Source organism: Delftia sp. NA_296.1, assembly GCF_052692095.1.
The window spans coordinates 14,178-36,561 of sequence record NZ_JBQZGF010000009.1 but is presented as its reverse complement, the minus strand read 5'-3'; the positions used below and the strand labels follow the sequence as shown (position 1 = coordinate 36,561).

The window sequence follows — 22,384 nt, the reverse complement described above, 5'->3', positions numbered from 1 at the left end:
CTCAGTTGCCTGGTGCTTACGTTTGACGTTACTGACGCGACGCGTTATTATTTGCTTCCATGACGATCCAGTCATTCAAGTGCCCCGACACCGAGCAACTGTTCCAGCAGAGGCGGGTGCGTCGGTGGAGCAGCATTGAAGTGGTCGCGCTGCGCAAGCTTCGGATGCTGCATGCCGCTCATGTGCTTCAGGACTTGAGGGTCCCGCCCGGAAACCGGCTGGAGGCGCTGCACGGAGATCGCAAGGGGCAGCACAGCATCCGCATCAATGATCAGTGGCGCGTGTGCTTTGTGTGGACCCATGAAGGCCCGAGTGAGCTGGAGATCGTCGATTACCACTGAAGCGAAAGCGTTGATCCTGGATCTGGCGCAGGAGTGCTGACCATGAACAAACCTTTGAACCTCCCCACGCCAGGCGAAATCCTGGCCACTGAATTCCTGGAGCCCATGGGCCTGACGCAATACCGCCTGGCCCAGGCCATCCATGTCCCGCAGACACGCATCGCGGCCATCGTCAAGAATGGCCGCTCCATCACTGCGGATACGGCGCTGCGCCTTGCGCGCTTCTTTGGCACGTCCGTGGAGTTCTGGATGAATCTGCAAAGCCAGTACGACGCCGACATGGCACGCAAGTCCATCGGCGACGATCTGGAGTCCATCGAACCGTTTGCCCTGCAGGCTTGAAATTACGCCGTACGGCCTCTTGGCCTCAGAGGCTGCGCTTGAGGCGCCCGGATTCGATATCCGCGCGCAGCAATTCGTTGACGCGTGTTTGCCAGCCCTGGCCGGTGGCCTTGAGCGCTTGCAGTACGTCGGGGTCGAAGCGGATGTTGGTGGCGATCTTGGCATCTGCCTTGACCGAGCCTTGCGGGCGGCCCCGTTTGCGCGCGGCAATCTGCTCGGGCGTGTGCACGGCGGCAAACTGGCCTGCCTTGGCCTCTTGCAGCGCCTGACGGAGGCCGGGAACCGCCTCACCCGCGTCGGCCTCGATGGCCTGGGCCAGCTTTTCCGTGTCCATGGCCTGCAGGGCCTTCAGGGACTTCACCATGGTCAACTCCTTCGGATGTCCTTGGGCAGGAGTTTGTTTGCTCGGCCTTGGCATACAAAGGCTTTTATTGAAACAAAAAGGAGCGCCTCGGCGCTCCTCTGTGGTCAGCGCGATGCGCCTTACAACAAGCTCGCTCCACCATCCAGCACCAACGCCTGCCCCGTCATGTGCCGCGACGCATCGGACGCCAGGTAGACCACGGCGCCCTTGAGGTCCTCCTCGCCGCCGATGCGGCGCAGCGGGGCGCGGGCGATGAGCTGGTCGCCGAGCTTGTCGATGAGGCCGTTGGCCAGCTTGCTGGGGAAGAAGCCCGGGCAGATGGAGTTGACGCGGATGCCGTAGTGGCCCCATTCCGAGGCCAGGGTGCGCGCCAGGTGCACGGCGGCCGCCTTGGAGGTGTTGTAGGCCACGGTGTTCATGCCGGGCGGCGTGCCCTTGAAGGCCGCGACCGAGGCGGTGATGATCACGTTGCCCTGGCCCTTGGGGATCATCACGCGCCTGGCCACTTCGCGGGTGAGGAAGAAGGGCGCGGAGACGTTGAGGTTCATGACCTTGTTCCAGGCCTCGTCCGGGTATTCCTCGGCCTTGGCGCCCCAGGTGGCGCCGGCGTTGTTGACGAGGATGTCGATGTCGCCGCAGCGCGTCAGCACGTCGTCGACCAGGGCGGGGATGGTGTCGAACTTCTGCAGATCGTTGGTGAAGGTCTCGACCTGGTAGCCCAGGCCCTGCAGGTGGGCCTTGGCTTCGGCCAGTTCGTCGGACTTGCGCGCCGTGATGGCGAGGCGGGCGCCCATCTCGCCCAGCGCCGCGGCCATCTGCAGGCCCAGGCCGCGCGAGCCTCCGGTGATGAGGGCGGTCTTGCCGGTGAGGTTGAACAGTGCTTTCACGCTCATGCTGGGTGTCTCCTGCCTTGGTTTCCTGATGGTTGAGCAACGCCCTCCATGCTAGGGCGCCAGGGCGGCGCGCGCTGTCGTCTTGGCTACTGTGCGGGTAATGCGCGGCTACTGTGCGGGCGCCTGCGGGACAGCCGGCCAGGCCCGGTCTGCGGTCAGGCGCGGTCTATGTCCTGCTGCAGCCGCCGCACCATGCGCTGCAGCGCAGGCACGCCGTCCTGGCGCAGCGCATCGGCCGTGACGAAGCGCGAGGGCCCGCCCAGGCTGACGGCCATCAGCGGCAGGCCACGCCCCGGCGAGAAGGCCAGGGCGATGGCGTTGACCTCGGGCTGCCAGTCGCCGAACGAGCACGACAGCCAGGGTTGCGGATGGGTGCTGGCACCGGGCCACAGCGGCAGCTGGGCCTGGGCGGCGGCCCATTGCTCGGGGGCGTGTGATTGCAGGTAGTCCAGCGCGCGCTGGCGCTCGGATGCGGGGCTGGCGGCCAGCCAGGCGCGGCCCACGGCCGTGGTGGCCAGGGGGATGCGCGAGCCCATGTCCAGGTCGCGGTGCGTGAAGCGCGCGCTGGGGCAGTGCTCGATGTAGACCATGTTGTGCCGGTCGCGTGCGGCCAGGGCCACCTCGGCATCGGTGGTGGCGGCCAGCTTTTGCATCAGCGGGCGCGCGATCTGGCGCACGTCCAGGCGCGAGAGCATGGCGCTGCCCAGGGCCAGCGTGGCTGTGCCCAGGCGGTATTTGCCCTCTTCGGGCACGTGGATGAGGTAGCCCAGCGTGGTCAGCGTGTGCGTGAGGCGCGAAACCGTGGACCTGGGCAGTCCGCAGCGCCTGGCGATGTCCTGGTTGCCCAGCAGCTTTTCGCCGGAGCGAAAGCAGGACAGGACATCAAGGCCGCGCGCCAGGGCGACGATGAAGTTGCGGTCATCGTCGCCGGGCTGGGGCGGCGGGGTGCGGGAGGGCGGCATGCGCCGATTATCGGCAGCCGCCCCGCCGCGGGGTGTCGTGGGCTTTACTTCTCGACGAAGGCGCGCTCGACCACGAAGTCGCCGGGCGTGGTGGTGTTGCCTTCCTTGAAGCCGCGGTGCTCCAGCAGCTCCTTGAGTTCGTTCAGCATGGCGGGGCTGCCGCACAGCATGACGCGGTCGGTCTCGGGATTGAGCTCGGGCAGGCCGATGTTCTGCGGGAAGGTGCCGGCCGTGATCTGGTTGGAGATGCGGCCCTGGTTGCGGAAGGGCTCGCGCGTCACGGTGGGGTAGTAGACCAGCTTGTCCTTGACGATCTCGCCGAGGAATTCATGCTCGGGCAGTTCCTTCTCGAACAGCTCCTGGTAGGCCAGCTCGCTGGCGTGGCGTACGCCGTGCACGACGACGACCTTCTCGTAGCGCTCGTAGGTCTCGGGGTCGCGGGCCACGGCCAGCCAGGGGGCCAGGCCCGTGCCGGTGCCGATCAGGTACAGGTTCTTGCCGGGCAGCAGGTAGTCGATCAGCAGCGTGCCCGTGGGCTTCTTGCCGACGAGGATGGTGTCGCCGACCTGGATGTTCTGCAGGCGCGAGGTCAGCGGACCGTCGGGCACCTTGATCGACAGGAACTCGAGGTGCTCCTCGTAGTTGGGGCTGGCGATGGAGTAGGCACGCAGCAGGTTCTTGCCGTCGACCTTCAGCCCGATCATCGTGAAATGGCCGTTGGAAAAGCGCAGCGCGGTGTCACGGGTGGTGGTGAAGGAGAAAAGGCGGTCGGTCCAGTGGTGGACGGACAGCACGCGTTCTTCAAGAAAAGCACTCATGTTGGCAATACGGTGAATTCGGGGCAGGCAGTGCCCGCCGGGACGTTGCAATGAGAGGTCAGTGCCATTCAGGCACGCGGTGGCGGGAAGCACAGGGAGCAGGCGCGGTGTGCGCGTTGCCGCTGCTTCGTGGCGGCCGGTGACCGGGGCAAGGTCGCTATTGTCCGGTAAATGGCGTCAAAAGGGGCAGGCGCGAACCTTTGTCTTGATACGGATTAGTGATAAGCAAAATGACGCTGGCTGAATCGCTGCAGCGCTCGCTAGGGCTTTTCGGCCGGGCCAGCGCCAAGCGTCCAGGGCAGGACCGCTTCGGCCAGCCAATCCATGAGCACGCGCACGCGGCGCGGCAATTGGCGGCGCTGGGCGTAGATCAGGTGCAGCGGCATGGGCGGCGGCGGGTGGCGGGGCAGCACCTCGACCAGTTCCCCTGCGTCCAGCAGCGGCTGCACGGCCAGGCGCGGAACCTGGATCAGCCCCAGGCCGGCCTGGCAGGCCGCGAGATAGGCCTCGGCGTTGTTCACGGTGAGCGCGCCCGCCATCGCCAGGTACCGGGGCTGGCCATCCTCCTCGTACTCGAAGCCCAGCGGCCGCGCGCCCAGCGTGCGCTGGTAGTGCACCAGCCGGTGACCGCCCAGATCCTGCAGCGTGGCGGGCAGCCCGTGGGCCTGGACATAGCCGGGGCTGGCGCAGGTGGCCAGCGCCACCAGGCCCAGCGGGCGTGCCACCAGGCCGGGCTCGTCCACGGGGCCCAGGCGCAGCACGCAATCAAAGCCTTCGCGCACCAGGTCCACGCGGCGCTCGGTGCAGCTCAGTTCCAGCTCCAGCGCCGGATGGCTTTGCAGCAGTTGCGGCAGCAAGGGCATGACGACGTGGCGCGCCAGGCCCGTGGTCATGTCCAGCCGGACCTTGCCCTGCAGCGGCGCGTCGCCGGCCTGCTGGAACTGGCCCTGGAACTCGTCCACGTCGGCCAGCAGGTCCTGGCAGCGTTCGTAGCAGGCCTGGCCGTCCTGGGTGAGCTGCACGCGCCGCGTGGTCCGGTGCAGCAGCCGCGTGCCCAGCCGCGCCTCCAGCTGCTGCACGGCCTGGGAGACGCTGGCCTTGGGCAAACCCATGCTGTCGGCCGCACGCGTGAAGCTGGCCATCTCGGCCACGCGGCTGAAGATCTGCATCTGCTCCAGAAGCTTGATTGTTTGCATGGGGCGAACAAATAAATCAGAAACAGCCAATTTATCCAAGAATCGACCTTCAATACAGTCGCTGTCATTGCAAACCACCTAACGAGGTCCGCCATGACAGCTTCTCCTTCGACCGCTTCTTCCCCTGCCGCCCGCCGCATCGTCCTCGTCACGGGCGGCAGCCGCGGCCTGGGCCGCAATACGGCCGAGCACCTGGCGCGCCAGGGCCTGGACGTGGTGCTGACCTACCGTGAGCGTGCCGACGAGGCCCAGGCCGCCGTGGCCGCCATCGAGGCGCTGGGCGGGCGGGCCGCCGCCCTGCAGCTGGACGTGGCGCGCAGCGCGGGCTTTGCGGACTTTGCGGCCCGCGTGCGCCAGGCGCTGGCCGATACCTGGCAGGCCGACCGCCTTGATGCGCTGGTGCACAACGCCGGCATCGGCATCAACGCGCCATTCGCCACCACCACCGAGGCGCAGTTCGATGAATTGGTCGCCATCCACCTGAAGGCGCCTTTCTTCCTGAGCCAGCACCTGCTGCCCCTGCTGCGCGATGGCGGCAGCATCATCCATCTGTCCAGCGGCCTCACGCGCTTCACCCAGCCGGGCTATGCGGCCTATGCATCCATGAAGGGCGGGGTGGAGGTGCTGACGCGCTACCTTGCGCGCGAACTGGGGGCGCGCGGCATTCGCGTCAACACGGTGGCGCCGGGCGCGATTGCCACGGATTTTGGCGGCGGCCGTGTGCGCGACGATGCGCAGATGGGCGCCGCCCTGGCCAGCCAGACGTCACTGGGCCGCGTGGGCCAGCCCGACGACATCGGCCCCGTGATGGCCGCCTTGCTGCAGCCCGGCATGGGCTGGGTGCAGGGCCAGCGCATCGAGGCCTCGGGCGGCATGTTTCTCTGAAAGCGCCGGGAGGGCCGTCAGCGCAGCCGCTCGCGCGCCACCATGGACAGCAGCACGATGGCGGCTGCTGCGGCGATGTGGCCGAACCAGGACACCAGCCCCAGCGACCAGGGCTCCACCTGCAGCGCCGCCCACAGCGACAGCGCCAGCAGCACCCAGCCGGCCGCGCGCAGGCGCCGTGTGTGGGCGGGTGGCAGTTCCTTGCCGAACAGGTCGCTCTGGTGGCGGTCCATGGCCAGGGCCAGGCAGGCGAAGGCGCCCAGGGCCAGCAGCTGACAGAACAGATGGGCCATGCTCATGCGCTGGTCTCCGCTGCGGCGGCCACTGCTGTGGCGGCCACTGCCGTGGCGGCTGCTGCAGTGGCGGTTGCCTTGGGCGCGGGCCGGGCGGCGCGCACCGGTTTGGCCTTGGGCTGGTGGCGCTGGGTGCGCAGGGCCAGATGGGCATGCAGTGCGGCCAGGGCCAGCAGCATGAGGTCCATGCCGGCGAACACCCAGTCGCCCGCGCGCAGGCTGGTGAACAGGCCGCGATCCGTGGTCAGCGCGTTGACCACGGGCAGCAGGGCCAGAACGGCGGCGCCGGCCCACAGCAACTCGATCCAGGCCCGCTTGGCGGGCCGGCCCAGCGCCCAGAACAGGGTGGCGCCCCAGGCGATGAACATGGCGTGCACCTCCCACTCGGCGCGCTGCGCCATCTCCACCGGCAGCAGGCGATTGGCCCAGAGCATGCCGGCCATGCCGATGGACAGGCCGGCGATGGTGGCGATGTTCAGCCGTTCCACGAGCCGGAAGCCGAAATGCGGCCTTTCCGGGTCGGGCAGCTTGCTGCGCCGCTTCACGTTCCACAGCACCAGTCCCGTTCCCACCATGGCCGTGCCCGCAAGGCTGACGATGAAGTACAGCCAGCGCGTGGGCAGGTCGCCGAAGCGGCCCATGTGCAGCGCATAGAGCACGCCGCGCGTCTCGGCGGCGGCGCCCACGCTGTCCTGTGCCTGCAGCAGCTGGCCGCTGACGCCGTCGAACATCATGAACTGCGGGCTGATGGAGACGCGGCCGTTCTCGCCGCGGATGGCGGTCACGCGCGCATTGGCATCGCCGGGCAGGTTGACGTTCAGGCGTTCCACCTGGCCCGCGCCCCAGCGCTGCTCGGCCTGGCGAACCATGTCGGCCAGCGGTGCCAGGGGCGCGGCCTGGCCCGAGGGCTTGCCTGCGGGAACAAAGGCGCTGAGCTGCTGGCCGGCCACCACGCGCTGCTCCGGCGTCATGGTCGTGGCCAGATTGGCCCAGGGCATGTACATCAGGGCCAGGGTCACCAAGCCGGTGTACGTGATCATCAGGTGAAATGGCAGGCCCAGCACCGACAGCGCGTTGTGCGCGTCCAGCCAGGAGCGCTGGCCCTTGCCCCAGCGGAAGGTGAAGAAGTCGGCAAAGATCTTCTTGTGCGTGATCACCCCGCTGACGATGGCCACCAGCATGAACATGGCGCACAGCCCCGCCAGATAGCGGCCCCAGAGCACGGGCATGTAGTGGAACTGGAAGTGGAAGCGGTAGAAGAACTCGCCGCCGCGCGTCTCGCGCACCGGGCCTTCGAGGCGCGTGCCGGTGGCCGGGTCGAAGCGGCCGTTCTCGAAGCGGCGCCTGGCGCCCTTTTCGGTCTGCGGCGGGCTCCAGAACACCGTGGCCACCGTGCTGCGTTCATCGGGCAGGTTAATCAGCCATTGCGGGCTTTGCGGCGCCACATGCGCCATGGCGTCGCCGATCCGCTGGGCCACGAGCGCGGGCTCGCTCGCCTGGCTCTGGTGCGGCTGCTCGGGCTGCATCCACTGCGTGATCTCGTTCCTGAAATAGCTCGCCGTGCCCGTGAGGAACATGGCGTAGAGGAACCAGCCCAGCAGCAGGCCGACCCAGGTGTGCAGGTCGGACATGGTCTGGCGGATGCCGGGCGCCTTGGCGGCTTTCCCGGGCTTGGCGGCTTTCGCGGGCTTGGCAGACTTGCCGGCCGTGTTCGTGGTGTCCGTGGTGTTCGTGTTCATGCGCCCAGCCCCTTGCCCCAGGTCCACCACGCGGCAGGCGCCAGCACCAGGGCGGTGATCAGCAGGCCGGCCCAGGCACGCGTGGCGCTGCGCACGGCAAACACCCAGATCACCGCGCCCGCATAGACGGCAAAGCTCAGCAAGGTGCCCGAGATCGCCGCCTGCGTGCGGTCGGCCGGCAGGGCCAGCACGGCCACGCTGGCCAGCGCCGCCACGGCGTAGCCGCCAAACAGCGCGGCGAGGATGCGGGAGATCAGCGGCCCGTAGTCACGGAACCAGTCACGGAACCAGTCATGGGTGCGGGCAAGAGTGGGAGATGGCATGGCACGGGGCCTGGAAAGGCTCGAAAAACGCCGGCCGGAGGGGGCGGTGGTGGCGCGGATGTTATTTGAGAATAAGTCCCATTACAAGCGGTGCAGTCAAGTGCGCCGCCACATCCAGCGCCGCCACATCCAGCGCTGCTGCGCGCCAAGCGCCCCGGCGCTCAGCCCGCCGGCTGGCGCATGCGGGCCTGCAGGTTCTCGAAGATCTGGCGTGTCACGGGGCTGATCACATGGCTGCGGATGTACAGGCGGTAGGCCAGTTCCGGCAGCGGCGGCATGCCGTCGCCCGCGCCCAGCACGCGCAGGCCCGGGTCGAGCTGCTCCACGCCGCGTGCCGTCACGCCCAGGCCGGCGCGCAGCGCCGCGCGTATGCCGACCAGGCTGGTGCAGGTGTGGCGCGGCGTCCAGGCAATGCCGGCCGCATCCAGCGCATCGCAGCCCAGGCGCCGGAAGATGCTGGGCCCGTCGGCCATGACCAGGGGCACGGGCTTGCCCGGGTCATGGGCATAGCCCGCGCCGCACAGCCACACGGTGGGTGTGGAGCGCAGGGCAAAGCCCTCGAAGCCTTCATCCTCCCGGTTGGAGATGGCCAGGTCCAACTCGCCCTGCTTGAGCGACTCCATCAGGAACGGGCTGCGCCCCACATGGATGTCGATCTGCATGCCCGGAAAGTTCAGCGCGATCTCCTGCAGCACGGGCGGCAGCATGTTGTCGGCCGCGTCGTGGGGCGCGCCAATGCGCACCAGGCCCTGCACCTGGCGGTGCTGCAGGTTGCGCAGCGCCTCGTCGTGGATGGCCAGCATGTGGCGCGCATAACCCAGCAGGCGCTGGCCATGGTCGGTGAGGCGTTTTTGCCGGCCCTGCTTCTCGAACAGCGCGTGGCCGATCTTCTCCTCCAGCCGCTGCATCTGCTGGGTGATGGCCGATTGCGTGCGCCCCATCTGCACGGCGGCGGCGGCAAAGCTGTCGTGGCTGGCAATGGCGGCCAGGGTGCGCAGCAGGTCCAGGTCAAGCGTCTCCATACTTCAATTTTATTGAAGTATTTATTGGGCATGCGTGGATTGTTGCGGGCGGGGCGCCTCACTACAGTGGGCTTCAACGACGACAAGGAGCCCCCTTTGAACACCATCACCAACACCACCAACAACACCATCACCGAACAGCGCAGCGCCGCCGTGACAGCGGCCATCGACAGCATGAAGCAGGCCATTGGCGAGGACGCGGCCACGCGCGCCAGCCTGGACGCCGTGCTCCAGCAACTGCTGGGCCTGGCCGCGCGCCGAGACTTCTGGCAACAGGCCGACTACGCCGCACCGGAGCAGGGCGAGCATCAGGCGCGCTACCTGATTGCCGAGGACGCCGACCAGAGCTATGCGCTGTACCTCAACGTCATGCGCCCGGGCAAGCGCATCGTGCCGCACAACCACACGACCTGGGCCTGCATTGCCGCCGTGGAGGGCACGGAGCACAACCGCGTCTACGAGCGCACCGACGACGGCTCCGTCCCCGGCAAGGGCACGCTGCGCGAGACGGAACTCGTGGTGGTCGCACCAGGCCAGGGCATCGCCCTCATGCCCGAGGACATCCACTCCGTGGAGATCCAGGGCGAGCAGGTCATCCGCCACCTTCACATGTACGGCCGCGCGCTGGAGACGCTCAACGAGCGCACCAGCTACGACCTGGCCACCGGCACCTGCCAGACCATGGCCATCGGCGTGCAGACGCGCCGCTGAGCCCCGGCCTCCCGGCCGCTACCTCCCGCTTCCTGCCTTTTCACTGTCCATGCCGCAGCGCGCCCCACGGGGCGCGCGTGGCAGGGCTTTGCCCGAAATTCCTTGCCGATCTTTTTCCCGGACCGCATGCAATGACCGCATCCATTGACGCCCACACCCTCAAATCCTGGCTGCACGATGGCCATGAGATCGCGCTGCTCGACGTGCGCGAGCACGGCCAGTACGGCGAGTCGCACCTGTTCTACGCCACGCCCCTGCCCTACAGCCGGCTGGAGCTGGATGTGCCCCGCCTGGTGCCGCGCAGGCAGGTACGCGTCGTCACCTACGACGGTGGCGAGGGCGATGCCAGCGCGGGCGTGGCCGAGCGCGCCGCGCACCGCCTGGAGGCCCTGGGCTATACCCGGGTCGCCGTGCTCGAAGGCGGTGCCAAGGCCTGGAGCGCTGCGGGCTACACGCTGTTCGCCGGCGTGAACCTGCCCTCCAAGACCTTTGGCGAACTGGCCGAGCACGCCTATGGCACGCCGCGCATCACGGCACAGCAGCTGGCGGCGCGCCAGGCGGCGGGCCTGCCCCTGGTGGTGCTGGACGGCCGGCCCGTCTCCGAGTTCCACAAGATGAACATCCCCGGCGCCATCTGCTGCCCCAATGGCGAGCTGGCGCTGCGCGTGAGCCGCCTGGTGCCCGATGCGGCCACGCCCATCGTGGTCAATTGCGCGGGCCGCACGCGCTCCATCATCGGCGCGCAGACCTTGATCAACCTGGGCATTCCCAACCCCGTCTACGCGCTGGAGAACGGCACCCAGGGCTGGTACCTGGCCGACCTGCCGCTGGAGCACGGCGGCACGCACCGCTATGGCGACGACTCGGCCAGCAGCGCGCTGCAAGCACAGGCCCGTGCCCTGGCCGAACGCTTCGATGTGCCCGAGGTCGATGCCGACACCGTGCGCGCCTGGAGCCAGGATGCTGCGCGCACGCTGTTCCTGTGCGATGTGCGCACGCCCGAGGAATTCAAGGCCGGTTCGCTGCCCGGTGCCCAGCACACGCCCGGCGGCCAGCTCATGCAGGCCGGCGACCAGTACGTGGGCGTGCGCGGTGCGCGCCTGGTGCTGTTCGACAGCGATGGCGTGCGCGCCCCCGTGGTGGCCAGCTGGCTGCGCCAGCTCGGCCATGACGCCTGCGTGCTGCGGGGCGGCCTGCAAAGCGGCCTGGACCTGGCACCGGCCCAGCCGCCCCAGGTCCTCGCACTGGCAGGCATCACGGCGCAGGCCCTGCACGAACGCATGCGCCAGGGCGAGGTGGCCGTGGTCGATCTGCGCGCGGGCATGAAGTACCGCGCAGGCCACATCGCCGGGGCCCGCTGGTCCATCCGCCCGTGCCTTGCCAGCGATCTGGCCGGCGAGACACGCCAGATCGTGCTGGTGGCCGACGAGCCCGGCATGGCGCAATGGGCCGCGCTGGAGCTGCAGGGTGCCGCGCCGCTGCTGCTCGAAGGCGGCCTGGCCGCATGGCAGCAGGCCGGCCTGCCCGTCGAGGCCACGCCCGACAGCCCCACCGACGCCGAGTGCATCGACTACCTGTTCTTCGTGCACGACCGCCACGACGGCAACAAGGAAGCGGCACGCCGCTACCTGGCCTGGGAGACGGGCCTGGTGCCCCAACTGGACGCGCAGGAACTGGCCGCCTTCCGCCTGCCGAGTGCATGAAGCTCCCCCTGAGCGGCTTCGCCGCTTCCCCCTCTCTCGCTGCGCGGGAGGGGGACGGCACCCTCGCTGCGGGGGCGGCCCTTGCTTGGTGCCCCTGGCCAAAGTCACGTCAGTTGCAAAGGCAGCGCCATATATCGCTGACTTGCCGTAGAGCGACATAAATCAGATCACATAACGACAGGAGACAAGACATGTTCGCAATCCCCACCCTGGCCAGGATGCTGGCCGCCAGCCTCGCGGCCCTGGCCATGCTCTCGCAGGCCACGGCCGAGCCGCTGGCTGCGCGCAATGGCTATCCGGCCCAGCCGATCCGCTTCATCTCGCCCTTCCCGCCGGGCGGCGGCAACGACGCCAGCACACGCTGGGTCACCACGCGCCTGACCGAGGCCACGGGCCAGCCCTCCGTGGTGGAAAACCGGGGCGGTGCGGGCGGCAACATCGGCGCCAAGGCCGTGGCCGAGGCCAAGCCCGATGGCTACACCGTGCTCACGGGGCAGGTCTCGCTGATGGCGGTGAACCCCGCGCTCTACAGCGCGCCGGGCTTCGATCCGCTCAAGAACTTCGTGCCCATCACGCAGATCAACGCGGCGCCGCTGGCCATCGTGGTCGCCTCGGCCTCGCCCCTCAAGAGCTTTGCCGACCTGGTGGCGCGCAGCAAGGGCGAGCCGGGCCGCGTCACCTATGCCACGCCCGGCAACGGCACGCTGTCGCACCTGGTGGGCGTGGTGCTGTCCAAGGAAAACGGCGTGCCCATGACCCATGTGCCCTACAAGGGCGCGGGGCCGGCCATCAACGATCTGCTGGGCCAGCAGGTCGATGTGCTGATCACCTCCACCTCGTCCGTGGCCGGCATGATCCAGGCGGGCCAGGTGCGTGCGCTGGCCGTCACCAGCCCGCGCCGCATCGGCGTGTTCGGCAAGGTGCCCACGCTGGAGGAACTGGGCCTGCGCAATGCGCGCTTCGAGGACTGGTACGGCTTCTTCGCACCCGCCGGCACGCCGCCCGAGCGCGTGGCCTATCTGCACGACGCCATCGTGCGCACCCTGCAACTGCCGGAAGTGACCAAGCTGGTCGTCGATGGCGGCAGCGAAGTCGTGGCCAATACGCCCGAGGCCTTTGCCGCCCAGTTGCGCCAGGACATGGAGCGCTGGTCGCGCGTGGTCAAGCTCTCGGGCGCGAAGATCGACTGATGGCTGCCGAACACGCCCCCGTGCTTGGCGCATCCGCCCCTGGCGCCCCCGCGCTGGACCTGCAGACCCGGCTGCTGCATGCGGGCAAGCGCCCGGCCTATGCGGGCGGCACGGCCGTCAACCCGCCCCTGGTGCGCGCCAGCACCGTGCTGTTCGAGAGCACGGCACAGCAGCGCGAGATGCGCGAGCGCCGCGCTGGCGAGCGCATCTTCAGCTACGGCGCGCGCGGCACGCCCACCGGCTTTGCGCTGGAAGACGCCGTCAGCGAGCTGGAAGGCGCCCACCGCACGCGGCTGCTGCCCACCGGCCTGGCGGCCATCGGCATGGCCCTGCTCAGCTACCTGCGCCCCGGCGACCATGTGCTGCTGACCGACAGCGCCTACCAGCCTGTGCGCCACCTGGCCGGGCAATGGCTGCGGCCCTACGGCATCGAGTACGACTTCTTCGCGGCCGATGGCAGCGACGCCCAGGCGCGCATGCGTCCCAACACCCGCATGGTCTATGCCGAATGCCCGGGATCGCTGGTCTACGAGATGTGCGACCTGCCCGCGCTGGCGGCCATGGCCCATGCGCGCGGCGCCCTGGTCGTGGCCGACAACACCTGGGGATCGGGCTGCCAGTACCGGCCGCTGGCGCTGGGGGCCGATGTCTCGGTGATGGCAGCCACCAAGTACCTGTCGGGCCACTCCGACGTGATGATGGGCACCGTGGCCACCACCGAGGCCGCCTGGGAGCCGCTGGCCGCGCGCTGCGATGCCTTCGGCATGGCGGTCAGCCCCGACGATGCCTGGCTGGTGCTGCGCGGCATGCGCTCGCTGGCCGCACGGCTGCAGATGCACGAGGCGCATGCGCTGGAGGTGGCGCACTGGCTGCAGCAGCACCCGGCCGTGGCCACCGTGTTCTGCCCCGCGCTGCCCACGCATCCCGGCCATGCGCTGTGGCTGCGCGACTGCCAGGGCACGAACGGCCTGGTGTCGCTGGAGCTGCAGCCCGGCACCGCCGAGGCCGCCGTGGACCGCTTCATCGACGGCCTGCGGCTCTTCGGCATCGGCGCCTCCTGGGGCGGCTACGAAAGCCTGGCGACGGCCGCGCACATGGCGCAGGCGCGCAGCGTCACCGACTGGAGTGCGCGCGGGCCCGTGGTGCGCCTGCACATCGGCCTGGAGTCGCCGCGCGACCTCATCGCCGACCTGGAGCAGGGGCTGGCGGCACTTTAGTGGATAACACGCTCTAGCGGCCTGCCTGAGCACTCGCCAATTCGCCGACCAGCGTCTGCACCAGCGCAGCGGCCGGCATCTCACGCGCCAGCGGCGCACCCTGGCCGGCCCAGTGGGCTGCGTAGTCGGAGCTGCCTTGGGCGGACGCCGCCTGGTGCAGCGCCTTGCCCGCGTCGTAGACGCGCGGGTAGTCGGGCAGGGGCTGGCCATGGCTGGCGCCCAGCGCATGCAGCCGGTTGAACATGCCGCGCGCAGGCCGGCCCGAGATGGCTGCGGTGATGCCCGTGTGGTGGGCGCGTTCGCTGCGCAGCTCGGCACGGTAGGCCGGGCTGGCGGACGATTCAGGGCAGAGGATGAAGGCCGTGCCCAGCTGCGCCGCACAGGCGCCCAGGCCCAGCGCGGCCGCAATGCCCTCGCCGTCCATGATGCCGCCGGCCGCGATCACCGGCAGGGCCGTGTTGCGCGCCAGCACGCGCACCAGGGCGAAGGTGCCCATCATGCGGTCCTGCGCGGGATCGAACGTGCCGCGGTGTCCCCCGGCCTCCACGCCCTGGGCCACGATGGCATCGACACCGGCCTGCTCCACCTGGCGTGCCTCGTCCAGCGACGTGGCGCTGGCCAGGGTCACGACGCCGGCCGCGCGCAGCGCGTCGATGAAGTCCTGCTCAGGCAGCCCGAAATGAAAGCTCACCACGGCAGGCCGCTCCTGCAGCAGCATGGCCTGCAGCGCCGCGTTGTCGACGGCGGTGGCGTAGATCTCGTTGAGCGTGGCGGGCGGCGTGGCGCCGAAGCGCGCGAACTCGGGCGCCAGATGGGCCAGCCAGGCGGCCTCGCGCTGCGCATCGGCCCGGGCCGGCCGGTGGCAGAACAGGTTGACGTTGAAGGCGCCCGAGGTCAGCGCACGCGTCTGCACGATCTGCTGGCGCGCCTGCTCCGTGCCGCTGGCGCCAATGCCCAGCGAGCCCAGGCCGCCCGCATCGGTGACGGCAGCCGCCAGCGCGGGCGTGGACGTGCCGGCCATGGGGGCCTGGATAATGGGATGGCGCATGCCCAGTCGGGCCATCCACGCGGTCTTTGCGGTGCTCATACGACTCCTTGTTTCCTGTCTCGAATCCGCGCACTCATGCGGCGGCCTGCCGGCGCGCGCTGGCGCGGCTGGCGGCGATCATGAGCGTGCCCAGCAGCAGCGACACGCTGCCGATGACGAACAGGCGCTGGTACGAGCCCAGGCCCGCATAGCTCCAGGCCATGAAATATCCCGACACGGCCTGCATCAGCGCAAAGGCCGCCGTCGCATAGCCCCACATGCGCTTGTGCTGCACGGGGCCGATCAGCTGCATCAGGTAGCCCGAGGTGATGGCCGCCATGCCCGGCGACAAGGCGCCCACCAGAAAGGACGAGGTCGCATGCCCCGCAAATCCCACCCAGAACAGCGGCATGGCAATGGCCAGGGTCTTGACCGCATAGGCGCCCGTGGTCGTGCCCCACCAGCCAAAGCGCGTGGCGCACAGCGAGGCCACCAGCGGCCCGGCAATGGCGCCCAGGCCGAACACGGCCCACTGCGTGGAGGCGTAGGCATCGCCCAACTGCAGCTCGCGCGCCAGGTAGTCCACCCAGAACACCGTGTGCGGCACAAAGCCGAAGGCGTCCGTCATATAGGCCAGCATCACCAGCACCACGGGCAGCGTCCACAGGGGCGCGGCGGGCACGGGCCGGGCATGGGGCGTGATGGCAATGGGCGCAGGCACCGGCAGCCGCCGCACATGGCGCCAGCCCAGCCAGCCGGCCCAGGCGCAGACCGCCGCCAGCGCCCACCAGACGGCTCCCAGGCTCTGGCGCGCCAGCAGCGGTATCAGCGTGGCCGACAGCAGGGCGCCGGCACCTATGCCGCAGAACATCAGCGGCCCCAGGGCCGCACGCCGCTGCAGGGGCGTGGCCGCCAGGGCCACGGAGGGGCCCAGCACCATCAGGATGGCGCCGCCAATGCCCGAGATGCAGCGCCAGGCAAAGAACCAGGGCATAGGCAGCGGCCAGGCGCAGGCCGCAAAGCTCAGCGCCAGGGCCACCCAGCACCACAGCAGCACGCGCAGCGCGCCCAGGCGTTCGGCCAGCGGCGCGGCGGCCAGCGCGCCGATCAGATAGCCCAGCAGGTTGGCCGCGCCCAGATAGGCCACCTGCTCGCCGCTGAACCAGCCGGCATGCACCATCTGCGGCATCAGCGCCGTATAGGCAAAGCGCGCCAGGCCGACGCCGCTGAGCGTGGCCATGAAGCCGGTCAGCAGCAGGGAAGTTTCGTTGCGTTGGATCACGGGAGTGGGCGCCATGCGGGGAGGATGGGCATACATTAGGCGCTGCCGCCCATCATGTCCAATGATTCAAAATGATGGCGTCGATCTCGATTGAAGATGGATGTCACTGGAGCCGCGATGCAACTGAAGTCCCTGCGCATGTTCCTGGCCGTCTGCGACAGCGGCAGCTTCGGCGCCGCCGCCCAGCAACTGCACACCGTGCAGTCCAACGTGACGGCCCATGTGAAAAAGCTCGAGGACGAGGCCGGCGTGCAACTGCTGGAACGCAGCGCACCCGTGCACGCCACGCCTGCCGGCCGCCTGCTGGAGCAATACGCGCGGCGCATGCTGGCCGACCATGACGAGGCGCTGGCCCTGCTGCAGGGCAGCTCCCGGGCCGCCGGCGCGCTGCGCATAGGCTCCATGGAAACCACGGCCGCGCTGCGCCTGCCGCCGCTGCTGGCGCGCCTGCACCAGGCCCAGCCCGGCCTGGACCTGGAGCTGCGCACGGCCACCACGGCCGAGCTGCTGGCCGACCTGCTTGCTGGGCGGCTGGACTGCGCCTTTGTCTCCGGCATGCCGCCCCAGTCCCGCCTGCAGGGCTGGCGCGTCTTCGAGGAAGAACTGGTGCTGGTCACCGCCTTCGCGCTGCCGCGCTTTCCCGATGCCGCCCAGCTCAGCGCCGTGCCCTTCCTGGCCTTCCGCCAGGGCTGCAGCTACCGCCAGCGCATCGAGCTGCTGCTGGCCGCGCGTGGCGTGGCCGCACGCATCATGGAAATGGGATCGCTGGACGCCATCCTCGGCTGCGTGGCCGCCGGCATGGGCTACGGCCTGCTGCCGCGCAGCGTGGTTCAGGCCCAGCAGCACCGTTTCGGCGTGCACATCACGGCCCTTCCCGGAGCACTCGCCCAGGAAGTCGCCCGCGTGGAAACCTGGTTCGTCGTGCCCGCGCGCCAGGGTTGGTCGCCTGCGCTGCATGCGTGCGTGGAGGTGTTGGGGATCGAGGGTGTGCAGGGCGAGGCAGCCCTTGGCCTGGAGGAAGTCCCGGCGGCGTCTGCCTGAGGCTCAGAACAGGTCGGAAGGCAAGGCTGCTGCCTTCTGGGCGATGTCCACCAGTCTTTGGGCCTGGGTGGTCGCATAGGCGGCGATGCGCTGGGCGAAGGCGTGTTCTTCTGGCGTGTAAGGCGATTCGCGCAGAACCTTGGCCGCCGCAACAGGGGCTGCCTTGGCCATGCGCTGGGCTTCACGTGCGAGCAGCCTGCGGTCTATCGCACACAGGTGCGCGAAATGCGCAAACTCGAAGGGTGTGAGTTCCTCCAGCGCAAAGCAGTCGCCGAAGGCCATGGCCAGTTCCTGGGACACATCGGGATACTGGGCCACGCTGACGAGGTCGTACCAGGGTGCGGTCGCCAGGCCCTGCGGCAGCACGTGGAAGGAGAAGTTCTTGCCATGTGCGTCGCCATTGCCGATCAGTATCTGGAACAGCGCCCATCGGATCATTGCCAGCTTGTCCGCAGCCTTCGCCACCGAGTGCTCCAGTAGACCGAACAGCCGGGGAAAGCTCATGCCGTCGCGGTATAGCCGGGCATCGCCCACGCTGCCGATGTGGTGCTCGTACTTGTAGCTGACGGGCAGATCGCCCGCTTGGCATGCATCGATGATGTGGGTGCGCAGGACCCGCCTTTGCGGCGCCTGCCGCACACGGTCAAAGCGCCTGACTGCCAGCACCGGCTGTGGCACGTGCAGCATCTGCACCTCGGCTGCCGGCAAGCGCATGGCCGCTGCCAGGCGCATGCAGAAATGCTCGTTCACCACCATGTGCGGCATCGCGCTGTCGCGCGGCTGGGGTTTGAGGATGTGGGTGGACGGAACGTTGTCGGGAAGGAAGATGGTGCCTTCCTGCACGCTCTCGCCTTCCACGTGCACGGGCAGCTTGTCCTGGTAGCCGGCCACCGACATGCGCACTTTGCCATCCCACTCGATGAAAGGGCGTGTGTCTCGGTCTGCAATGCGTTGGGCGAGTTCGGCTGTCGATATGGGGCGAGCGGCATTGGCGGCCTGGGGATCGGGCTTGCTGCCGTCGGCCTGAAACCGGAAGGCCCCGGTGGTCTCGGCGCCGAGGGCGCGTATCAGACCGAAGATGTTGCCCTTGCCTATGCCCTGACTTCTGGCCACCACATCCAGCGCCGCGCCTTCGGGCAGCAGGTTCTCGATGAAACGCCGGATGGAGCGCGAGTCATAGCCCCCTTCGGGAGCGGCCAGCGGCAAGCAGGGCGCCAGGTAGAAAGGCCGTTCCTGCTCCAGCCATGCAGGCGCATACCGCAGCCCCCAGAAATCGTTGTGCGGGTCGTGGGTCACATCGGCCACGTGCGTGCCGACATCGTTCCACAGCGAAAGCGAAAGCGACGGCGGCGTGCCCATGTGCGCTTCAGGCCCGTGGAAGTCGTGCCATCAGGGCGTCCTGCTTGGGCGCGATGACCATGGCCAGGCCCAGCCCGTCGAGTACGGCCAGCAGCTTGTCGGAGCCCACGCCGCCCTTGCCGTTCTCCAGACGGGAGAGCAGATCCAGCGACACGCCGCACAGGGCTGCCGTGTCATCGATGCGCAGTTGCTGGGCCTTGCGCATGGCGCGGATCTGGGCGCCGAGCCCGGACAGGTCAGCGATGACCACGGCCCCGGGCTGCGGGCGATCCTGCTGCGGGTCGTTCATGGGCGTGGAAGACGGCATGGATGGATTGGCCTTATTTCTGATATTCCGAAATTCTAGGATTTCTTCGGGAATTTTCAAAACAATTTCCAATATTCCGAAATTCAGGAGTACTTCGTTTCATTCAGGAGGAAATTTCGGAATATCAGAAATAAGTTCGACAACCAGGCAACCGCGTCCAATGCAGATCCTCATGAAGGCAACCGCAACACCCTCCGATACTGCATGGCCTCGGCCACATGCCCCGTCTCCACTGCCGCGCTGCCGGCCAAGTCGGCAATGGTGCGCGCCACCTTGAGCGCGCGGTGGGTGCTGCGGGCTGACCAGCCCAGGCGTGCGGCGGCCTTGTGGGCGAAGGCCAGGGCCTCGGGCGACAGGCCCAGGTGGTCGTCCAGGGCCTGGCCCTGGAGCTGGTGGTTGGCGCTGCCCTGGCGCTGCACGGCCAGCGCGCGGGCCTGGACCACGCGCTTGCGCACGGCCTCGCTGGTTTCGCCCGAGCGCGCGGCCAGCAGCTCCTGCGGGGGCAGGGCGCCGACTTCCACATGCAGGTCGATGCGATCCAGCAGCGGGCCGCTGATGCGCGCCTGGTAGCGCGCCACCTTGTCGGGCGTGCAGCGGCAGCGCTGCACCGTCGACCCCCAATGGCCGCAGGGGCAGGGATTCATGGCCGCGACGAGCTGAAAGCGCGCGGGGAATTCGCAGCGCTGGGCGGCTCTGGCGATGGTGATCTGGCCGGTCTCCAGCGGCTCCCGCAGCGCCTCCAGCGCACTGCGCGCGAACTCGGGAAATTCATCCAGAAACAGTACTCCCTGATGGGACTGCGAAATCTCGCCGGGGCGCGGTGGCGAGCCTCCTCCGACCAGGGCCACGGCACTGGCCGTGTGATGCGGACTGGCCGTGGGGCGCTGGCGCCAGCGCTCGGGCGTGAAGCGGCCGGCCAGGCTGGCGATGGCGGCGGCCTCCAGCGCCTCGTCATCGCTCATGGGCGGAAGCAGGTCGGCAAAGCGCTGGGCCAGCATGGACTTGCCCGAGCCCGGCGGCCCCACCAGCAGCAGGCCATGGCCTCCGGCCGCCGCAATTTCCAGCGCGCGCCGCGCCTGTGCCTGGCCACGCACCTCGGCCAGGTCCAGGCTGCTGCGCACTGGGGCAGCGGGCTGTGGTTGCACCGCATGCCAGCCCGGGCCGGAGCATGTCTGGGTGTCGCCTGCTGCCGGCAAGGCGTCGGTTTCGTCGGTTTCGTCGGTCTCGCCGGTGTCCTCGCTTTCGTCGCTGCAGCAGGCACCGTCCGTGTCCTGCTCCGCCTGCACCAGGGCATTGGCCGAGCGTGTGATGAAGCGGCGCACCACGTCCAGCAGGTGGTGCGCGCAGAACACCTGGGCCGATGGCACGAAGGCCGCCTCCTGCGCGCTGCCCGGCGGCAGGACCAGGCGGGCGCCGTCCTGCTGGCGGTGCAGGGCCAGGGCCGTGGCCAGCGCGCCGCGCACGGGCCGCAGGGCGCCCGACAGCGACAGCTCGCCCGCGAATTCATAGTCGGCCAGCGCATCGCCATTGATCTGGCCGCTGGCCGCGAGAATGCCCAGCGCAATGGGCAGGTCGAAGCGCCCCGAATCCTTGGGCAGGTCGGCGGGCGCCAGGTTGACGATGATGCGTTTGTTGCTCGGGAACTCCAGCCCGCAGTTCAGCAGTGCCGAGCGCACGCGTTCACGCGCTTCCTTGACCTCGACATCGGCCAGACCCACCAGCGTGAACGACGGCAGGCCGTTGGCCAGATGCACTTCCACGGTGACACGCGGGGCGGCCAGCCCCAGCAGCGCACGACTTTGAACCAGGGCCAGACCCATGGGCACCTCGCAGGAACGACAGACACAAAGCCAGACACAAAGGAAGAGACCGCCAGCGGTGCGGCGGCCTCGGTGACCCAGTATGGCAACGGCCTTGGACCTTGTGGGCGGCGGGTGCGGCGCTGCCCCCAAATCTCAGAATGTTCTGACCCTTGCGGCGCAAAAATCAGAACAGCTTCACCAGCGCCGGAACGCTCAGCACGGCCGTGTAGTAGCCCATGAACTGCACGCCGGTGTTGAAGCCGAAGCCGCGCGACAGCAGGCCGCCGAGCAGGCCCATGGTCAGGATCACGAGCAGGCCAAGCAACTGGCCTTCCCAGACGCTGATGACGATGATCAGGCCCACGAAGGTGGCGATGATGGCTTCGTGGCTGACCCGGCGCGAGACGAACAGCGCCGCGCTGCGCGCGAAGTTCATGGCGAAGGGGTAGGACACGAGGGCCGCCAGCAGAACGGCCAGCATGCCGTAGCCCAGGAACTCCCAGTGGCTGAGCAGGTTGTGCAGGTTGTTCACCTGGCCCGTGGCGGCATCGACGGTGAAGCGCGGCGGCGCGTTGAACAGCGGCGCGGCGGGGCCGGCGGCCACGGGGCTCAGCGGCAGGCCGAAGGCGATCAGCGGGATCAGCGCCTCGGCGATGTAGGTGGCCTCGGTCACGCCGTTGCGCGCGCTCAGCACCGTGGTCAGGCGGTGGTAGGCATGCTTGATGCGCGAGCCCACCAGCTCGCCCAGCACCACGGTCATGGCCACGGGGCTGAAGACGAAGGTGGCGCTGGAGATGGTGGCCGTGGCCAGGGTCCAGCGCGTCTGCACGCGGTCCAGCACCTTGAGCGGGTTGGGGAAGTAGCCCGACCAGCCCTTCACGTCGGGCGCCAGGTTGAACTGGCGCACCTTGTCGCGCAGCATGCGCTGGCGGCCGGCCGGCGAGATCACGGTGAACAGGTCGGCGATCAGCGGCCCGATGGCAATGCCCAGGAAGTAGCTGATGCTGAGCTTGACCTCGTATTTGGCGGTGAGGCTTTGCAGCGCAATGATGACCACCACGAACGGAATCAGCAGCATGACCGAGGCCCAGCGCCCCGCCGAGAAGTAGGCGATGAGGAGGGCGGCGGCCAGGAAGATCCAGGGCGCCGTCTTTGTGATCATGCTGCCGAAGGGCGCCAGCATCACCGCGAACAGCACGGCCAGCGGCACGGCGACAAAGGCCGCGACGATGCCGCCCGAGACCATCTTGCGCAGCGCGATGTGGGGCACGCCCAGCTTGCGCAGCATGTTGGCGTCCTGCAGCAGCGGCGTGGCCAGCGTGTCGCCGGGAATGCCCAGCAGCGCCGTGGGCACGGCATGCGTCATGTGCTTGGCCACGGCGCCGGCCAGGAAGAAGGTGAACACGCCGGCAGGCGGCACGCCCAGCAGCACCACCAGCAGGGTGAGCGGGGCCAGCGTGGTGGTCTCGTCCGTTCCGGAGACCAGGCCGATGGCGGCGAACACCACGGCGCCTATCAGTCCCATGGCGGCCGCGACGGCGATGTCATTGGTCAGCAGGGTTTCCAT

At 68.8% G+C, this 22,384-nt stretch carries 23 protein-coding genes; 8 read left to right on the top strand and 15 right to left on the bottom strand.

What is annotated here, in order from left to right:
• Positions 1-59: 59 nt before the first annotated feature.
• Together ACUTR7_RS21270 and ACUTR7_RS21265 are read left to right on the top strand one after the other, a co-directional pair.
• Entirely contained in the window at positions 60-341 is a 282-nt protein-coding gene (locus ACUTR7_RS21270) for a type II toxin-antitoxin system RelE/ParE family toxin (RefSeq protein ID WP_013800140.1), read from the top strand.
• A gap of 42 nt (positions 342-383) precedes the next feature.
• Positions 384-683 carry a HigA family addiction module antitoxin gene (locus tag ACUTR7_RS21265; RefSeq protein WP_034399070.1) on the top strand — a complete coding sequence of 100 codons (300 nt, stop codon included), beginning with the start codon at positions 384-386 and terminating at the stop codon, positions 681-683.
• Between the two features lie 25 nt (positions 684-708).
• Here the strand turns inward: ACUTR7_RS21265 and ACUTR7_RS21260 are convergent, their stop codons facing one another.
• The 5 genes from ACUTR7_RS21260 to ACUTR7_RS21240 form a co-directional block, all read right to left on the bottom strand.
• Positions 709-1,047 carry a BrnA antitoxin family protein gene (locus ACUTR7_RS21260; RefSeq protein WP_052155364.1) on the bottom strand — a complete coding sequence of 113 codons (339 nt, stop codon included), beginning with the start codon at positions 1,045-1,047 and terminating at the stop codon, positions 709-711.
• A 119-nt stretch (positions 1,048-1,166) separates the two neighbouring features.
• Positions 1,167-1,940: an SDR family oxidoreductase gene (locus ACUTR7_RS21255; protein WP_445609775.1), complete on the bottom strand. Its 774-nt coding sequence runs from the start codon at positions 1,938-1,940 to the stop codon at positions 1,167-1,169.
• A 155-nt stretch (positions 1,941-2,095) separates the two neighbouring features.
• The gene (locus ACUTR7_RS21250) at positions 2,096-2,902 is read right to left on the bottom strand and encodes an IclR family transcriptional regulator (protein ID WP_012202206.1); all 807 of its coding nucleotides are present in this window, start codon (positions 2,900-2,902) and stop codon (positions 2,096-2,098) included.
• 44 nt (positions 2,903-2,946) lie between these two features.
• The gene (locus tag ACUTR7_RS21245) at positions 2,947-3,720 is read right to left on the bottom strand and encodes a ferredoxin--NADP reductase (RefSeq protein WP_012202207.1); all 774 of its coding nucleotides are present in this window, start codon (positions 3,718-3,720) and stop codon (positions 2,947-2,949) included.
• A 260-nt stretch (positions 3,721-3,980) separates the two neighbouring features.
• On the bottom strand, positions 3,981-4,916 hold the full coding sequence (locus ACUTR7_RS21240) for a LysR family transcriptional regulator (protein ID WP_445609774.1): 936 nt from the start codon (positions 4,914-4,916) through the stop codon (positions 3,981-3,983).
• Positions 4,917-5,009: 93 nt separating this feature from the next.
• Here ACUTR7_RS21240 and ACUTR7_RS21235 point away from each other — a divergent pair, with 93 nt between their 5' ends.
• Positions 5,010-5,801, top strand: coding sequence for an SDR family NAD(P)-dependent oxidoreductase (locus tag ACUTR7_RS21235; protein ID WP_445609773.1), 792 nt, complete (start codon positions 5,010-5,012; stop codon positions 5,799-5,801).
• 17 nt (positions 5,802-5,818) lie between these two features.
• Here ACUTR7_RS21235 and ACUTR7_RS21230 read toward each other — a convergent pair whose 3' ends face one another.
• From ACUTR7_RS21230 to ACUTR7_RS21215, 4 genes are all read right to left on the bottom strand, one after another.
• Entirely contained in the window at positions 5,819-6,100 is a 282-nt protein-coding gene (locus ACUTR7_RS21230; RefSeq protein ID WP_445609772.1) for a DUF3325 domain-containing protein, read from the bottom strand.
• Positions 6,097-7,833: a PepSY-associated TM helix domain-containing protein gene (locus tag ACUTR7_RS21225; protein WP_445609771.1), complete on the bottom strand. Its 1,737-nt coding sequence runs from the start codon at positions 7,831-7,833 to the stop codon at positions 6,097-6,099. The genes ACUTR7_RS21230 and ACUTR7_RS21225 overlap by 4 nt, the downstream gene beginning before the upstream one ends.
• On the bottom strand, positions 7,830-8,156 hold the full coding sequence (locus tag ACUTR7_RS21220) for a DUF3649 domain-containing protein (RefSeq protein ID WP_445609770.1): 327 nt from the start codon (positions 8,154-8,156) through the stop codon (positions 7,830-7,832). The genes ACUTR7_RS21225 and ACUTR7_RS21220 overlap by 4 nt, the downstream gene beginning before the upstream one ends.
• Before the next feature lie 161 nt (positions 8,157-8,317).
• Positions 8,318-9,178 (bottom strand): LysR substrate-binding domain-containing protein, encoded by an 861-nt coding sequence (locus ACUTR7_RS21215; RefSeq protein ID WP_445609769.1) that lies wholly within the window; start codon positions 9,176-9,178, stop codon positions 8,318-8,320.
• Positions 9,179-9,352: 174 nt separating this feature from the next.
• On the opposite strand from ACUTR7_RS21215, the gene ACUTR7_RS21210 reads away from it, so the two are divergent.
• From ACUTR7_RS21210 to metC, 4 genes are all read left to right on the top strand, one after another.
• Entirely contained in the window at positions 9,353-9,889 is a 537-nt protein-coding gene (locus tag ACUTR7_RS21210) for a cysteine dioxygenase family protein (protein ID WP_052155368.1), read from the top strand.
• 131 nt (positions 9,890-10,020) lie between these two features.
• On the top strand, positions 10,021-11,592 hold the full coding sequence (locus tag ACUTR7_RS21205; RefSeq protein ID WP_445609768.1) for a rhodanese-like domain-containing protein: 1,572 nt from the start codon (positions 10,021-10,023) through the stop codon (positions 11,590-11,592).
• Positions 11,593-11,783: 191 nt separating this feature from the next.
• The gene (locus ACUTR7_RS21200) at positions 11,784-12,782 is read left to right on the top strand and encodes a Bug family tripartite tricarboxylate transporter substrate binding protein (RefSeq protein WP_065345443.1); all 999 of its coding nucleotides are present in this window, start codon (positions 11,784-11,786) and stop codon (positions 12,780-12,782) included.
• On the top strand, positions 12,782-13,999 hold the full coding sequence (gene metC, locus ACUTR7_RS21195; protein WP_445609767.1) for a cystathionine beta-lyase: 1,218 nt from the start codon (positions 12,782-12,784) through the stop codon (positions 13,997-13,999). Before ACUTR7_RS21200 ends, metC begins: the two co-directional genes overlap by 1 nt.
• A 13-nt stretch (positions 14,000-14,012) precedes the next feature.
• Here the strand turns inward: metC and ACUTR7_RS21190 are convergent, their stop codons facing one another.
• The gene (locus tag ACUTR7_RS21190; protein WP_445609766.1) at positions 14,013-15,086 is read right to left on the bottom strand and encodes an NAD(P)H-dependent flavin oxidoreductase; all 1,074 of its coding nucleotides are present in this window, start codon (positions 15,084-15,086) and stop codon (positions 14,013-14,015) included.
• A 34-nt stretch (positions 15,087-15,120) separates the two neighbouring features.
• Positions 15,121-16,323 carry a YbfB/YjiJ family MFS transporter gene (locus tag ACUTR7_RS21185; RefSeq protein ID WP_016448656.1) on the bottom strand — a complete coding sequence of 401 codons (1,203 nt, stop codon included), beginning with the start codon at positions 16,321-16,323 and terminating at the stop codon, positions 15,121-15,123.
• 102 nt (positions 16,324-16,425) lie between these two features.
• Here ACUTR7_RS21185 and ACUTR7_RS21180 point away from each other — a divergent pair, with 102 nt between their 5' ends.
• Positions 16,426-17,349: a LysR family transcriptional regulator gene (locus ACUTR7_RS21180; RefSeq protein ID WP_315530402.1), complete on the top strand. Its 924-nt coding sequence runs from the start codon at positions 16,426-16,428 to the stop codon at positions 17,347-17,349.
• A 3-nt stretch (positions 17,350-17,352) separates the two neighbouring features.
• Here ACUTR7_RS21180 and ACUTR7_RS21175 read toward each other — a convergent pair whose 3' ends face one another.
• The 4 genes from ACUTR7_RS21175 to ACUTR7_RS21160 form a co-directional block, all read right to left on the bottom strand.
• Positions 17,353-18,708: a HipA domain-containing protein gene (locus tag ACUTR7_RS21175; protein WP_445609765.1), complete on the bottom strand. Its 1,356-nt coding sequence runs from the start codon at positions 18,706-18,708 to the stop codon at positions 17,353-17,355.
• A gap of 7 nt (positions 18,709-18,715) precedes the next feature.
• Entirely contained in the window at positions 18,716-19,015 is a 300-nt protein-coding gene (locus ACUTR7_RS21170) for a helix-turn-helix domain-containing protein (RefSeq protein WP_088166555.1), read from the bottom strand.
• 170 nt (positions 19,016-19,185) lie between these two features.
• A complete protein-coding gene (locus ACUTR7_RS21165) occupies positions 19,186-20,835 on the bottom strand; it encodes a YifB family Mg chelatase-like AAA ATPase (protein WP_445609764.1) in 1,650 nt (549 codons plus the stop codon).
• A gap of 166 nt (positions 20,836-21,001) precedes the next feature.
• Positions 21,002-22,384, bottom strand: a complete 1,383-nt coding sequence (locus ACUTR7_RS21160) for a tripartite tricarboxylate transporter permease (RefSeq protein ID WP_013800161.1) — start codon at positions 22,382-22,384, stop codon at positions 21,002-21,004.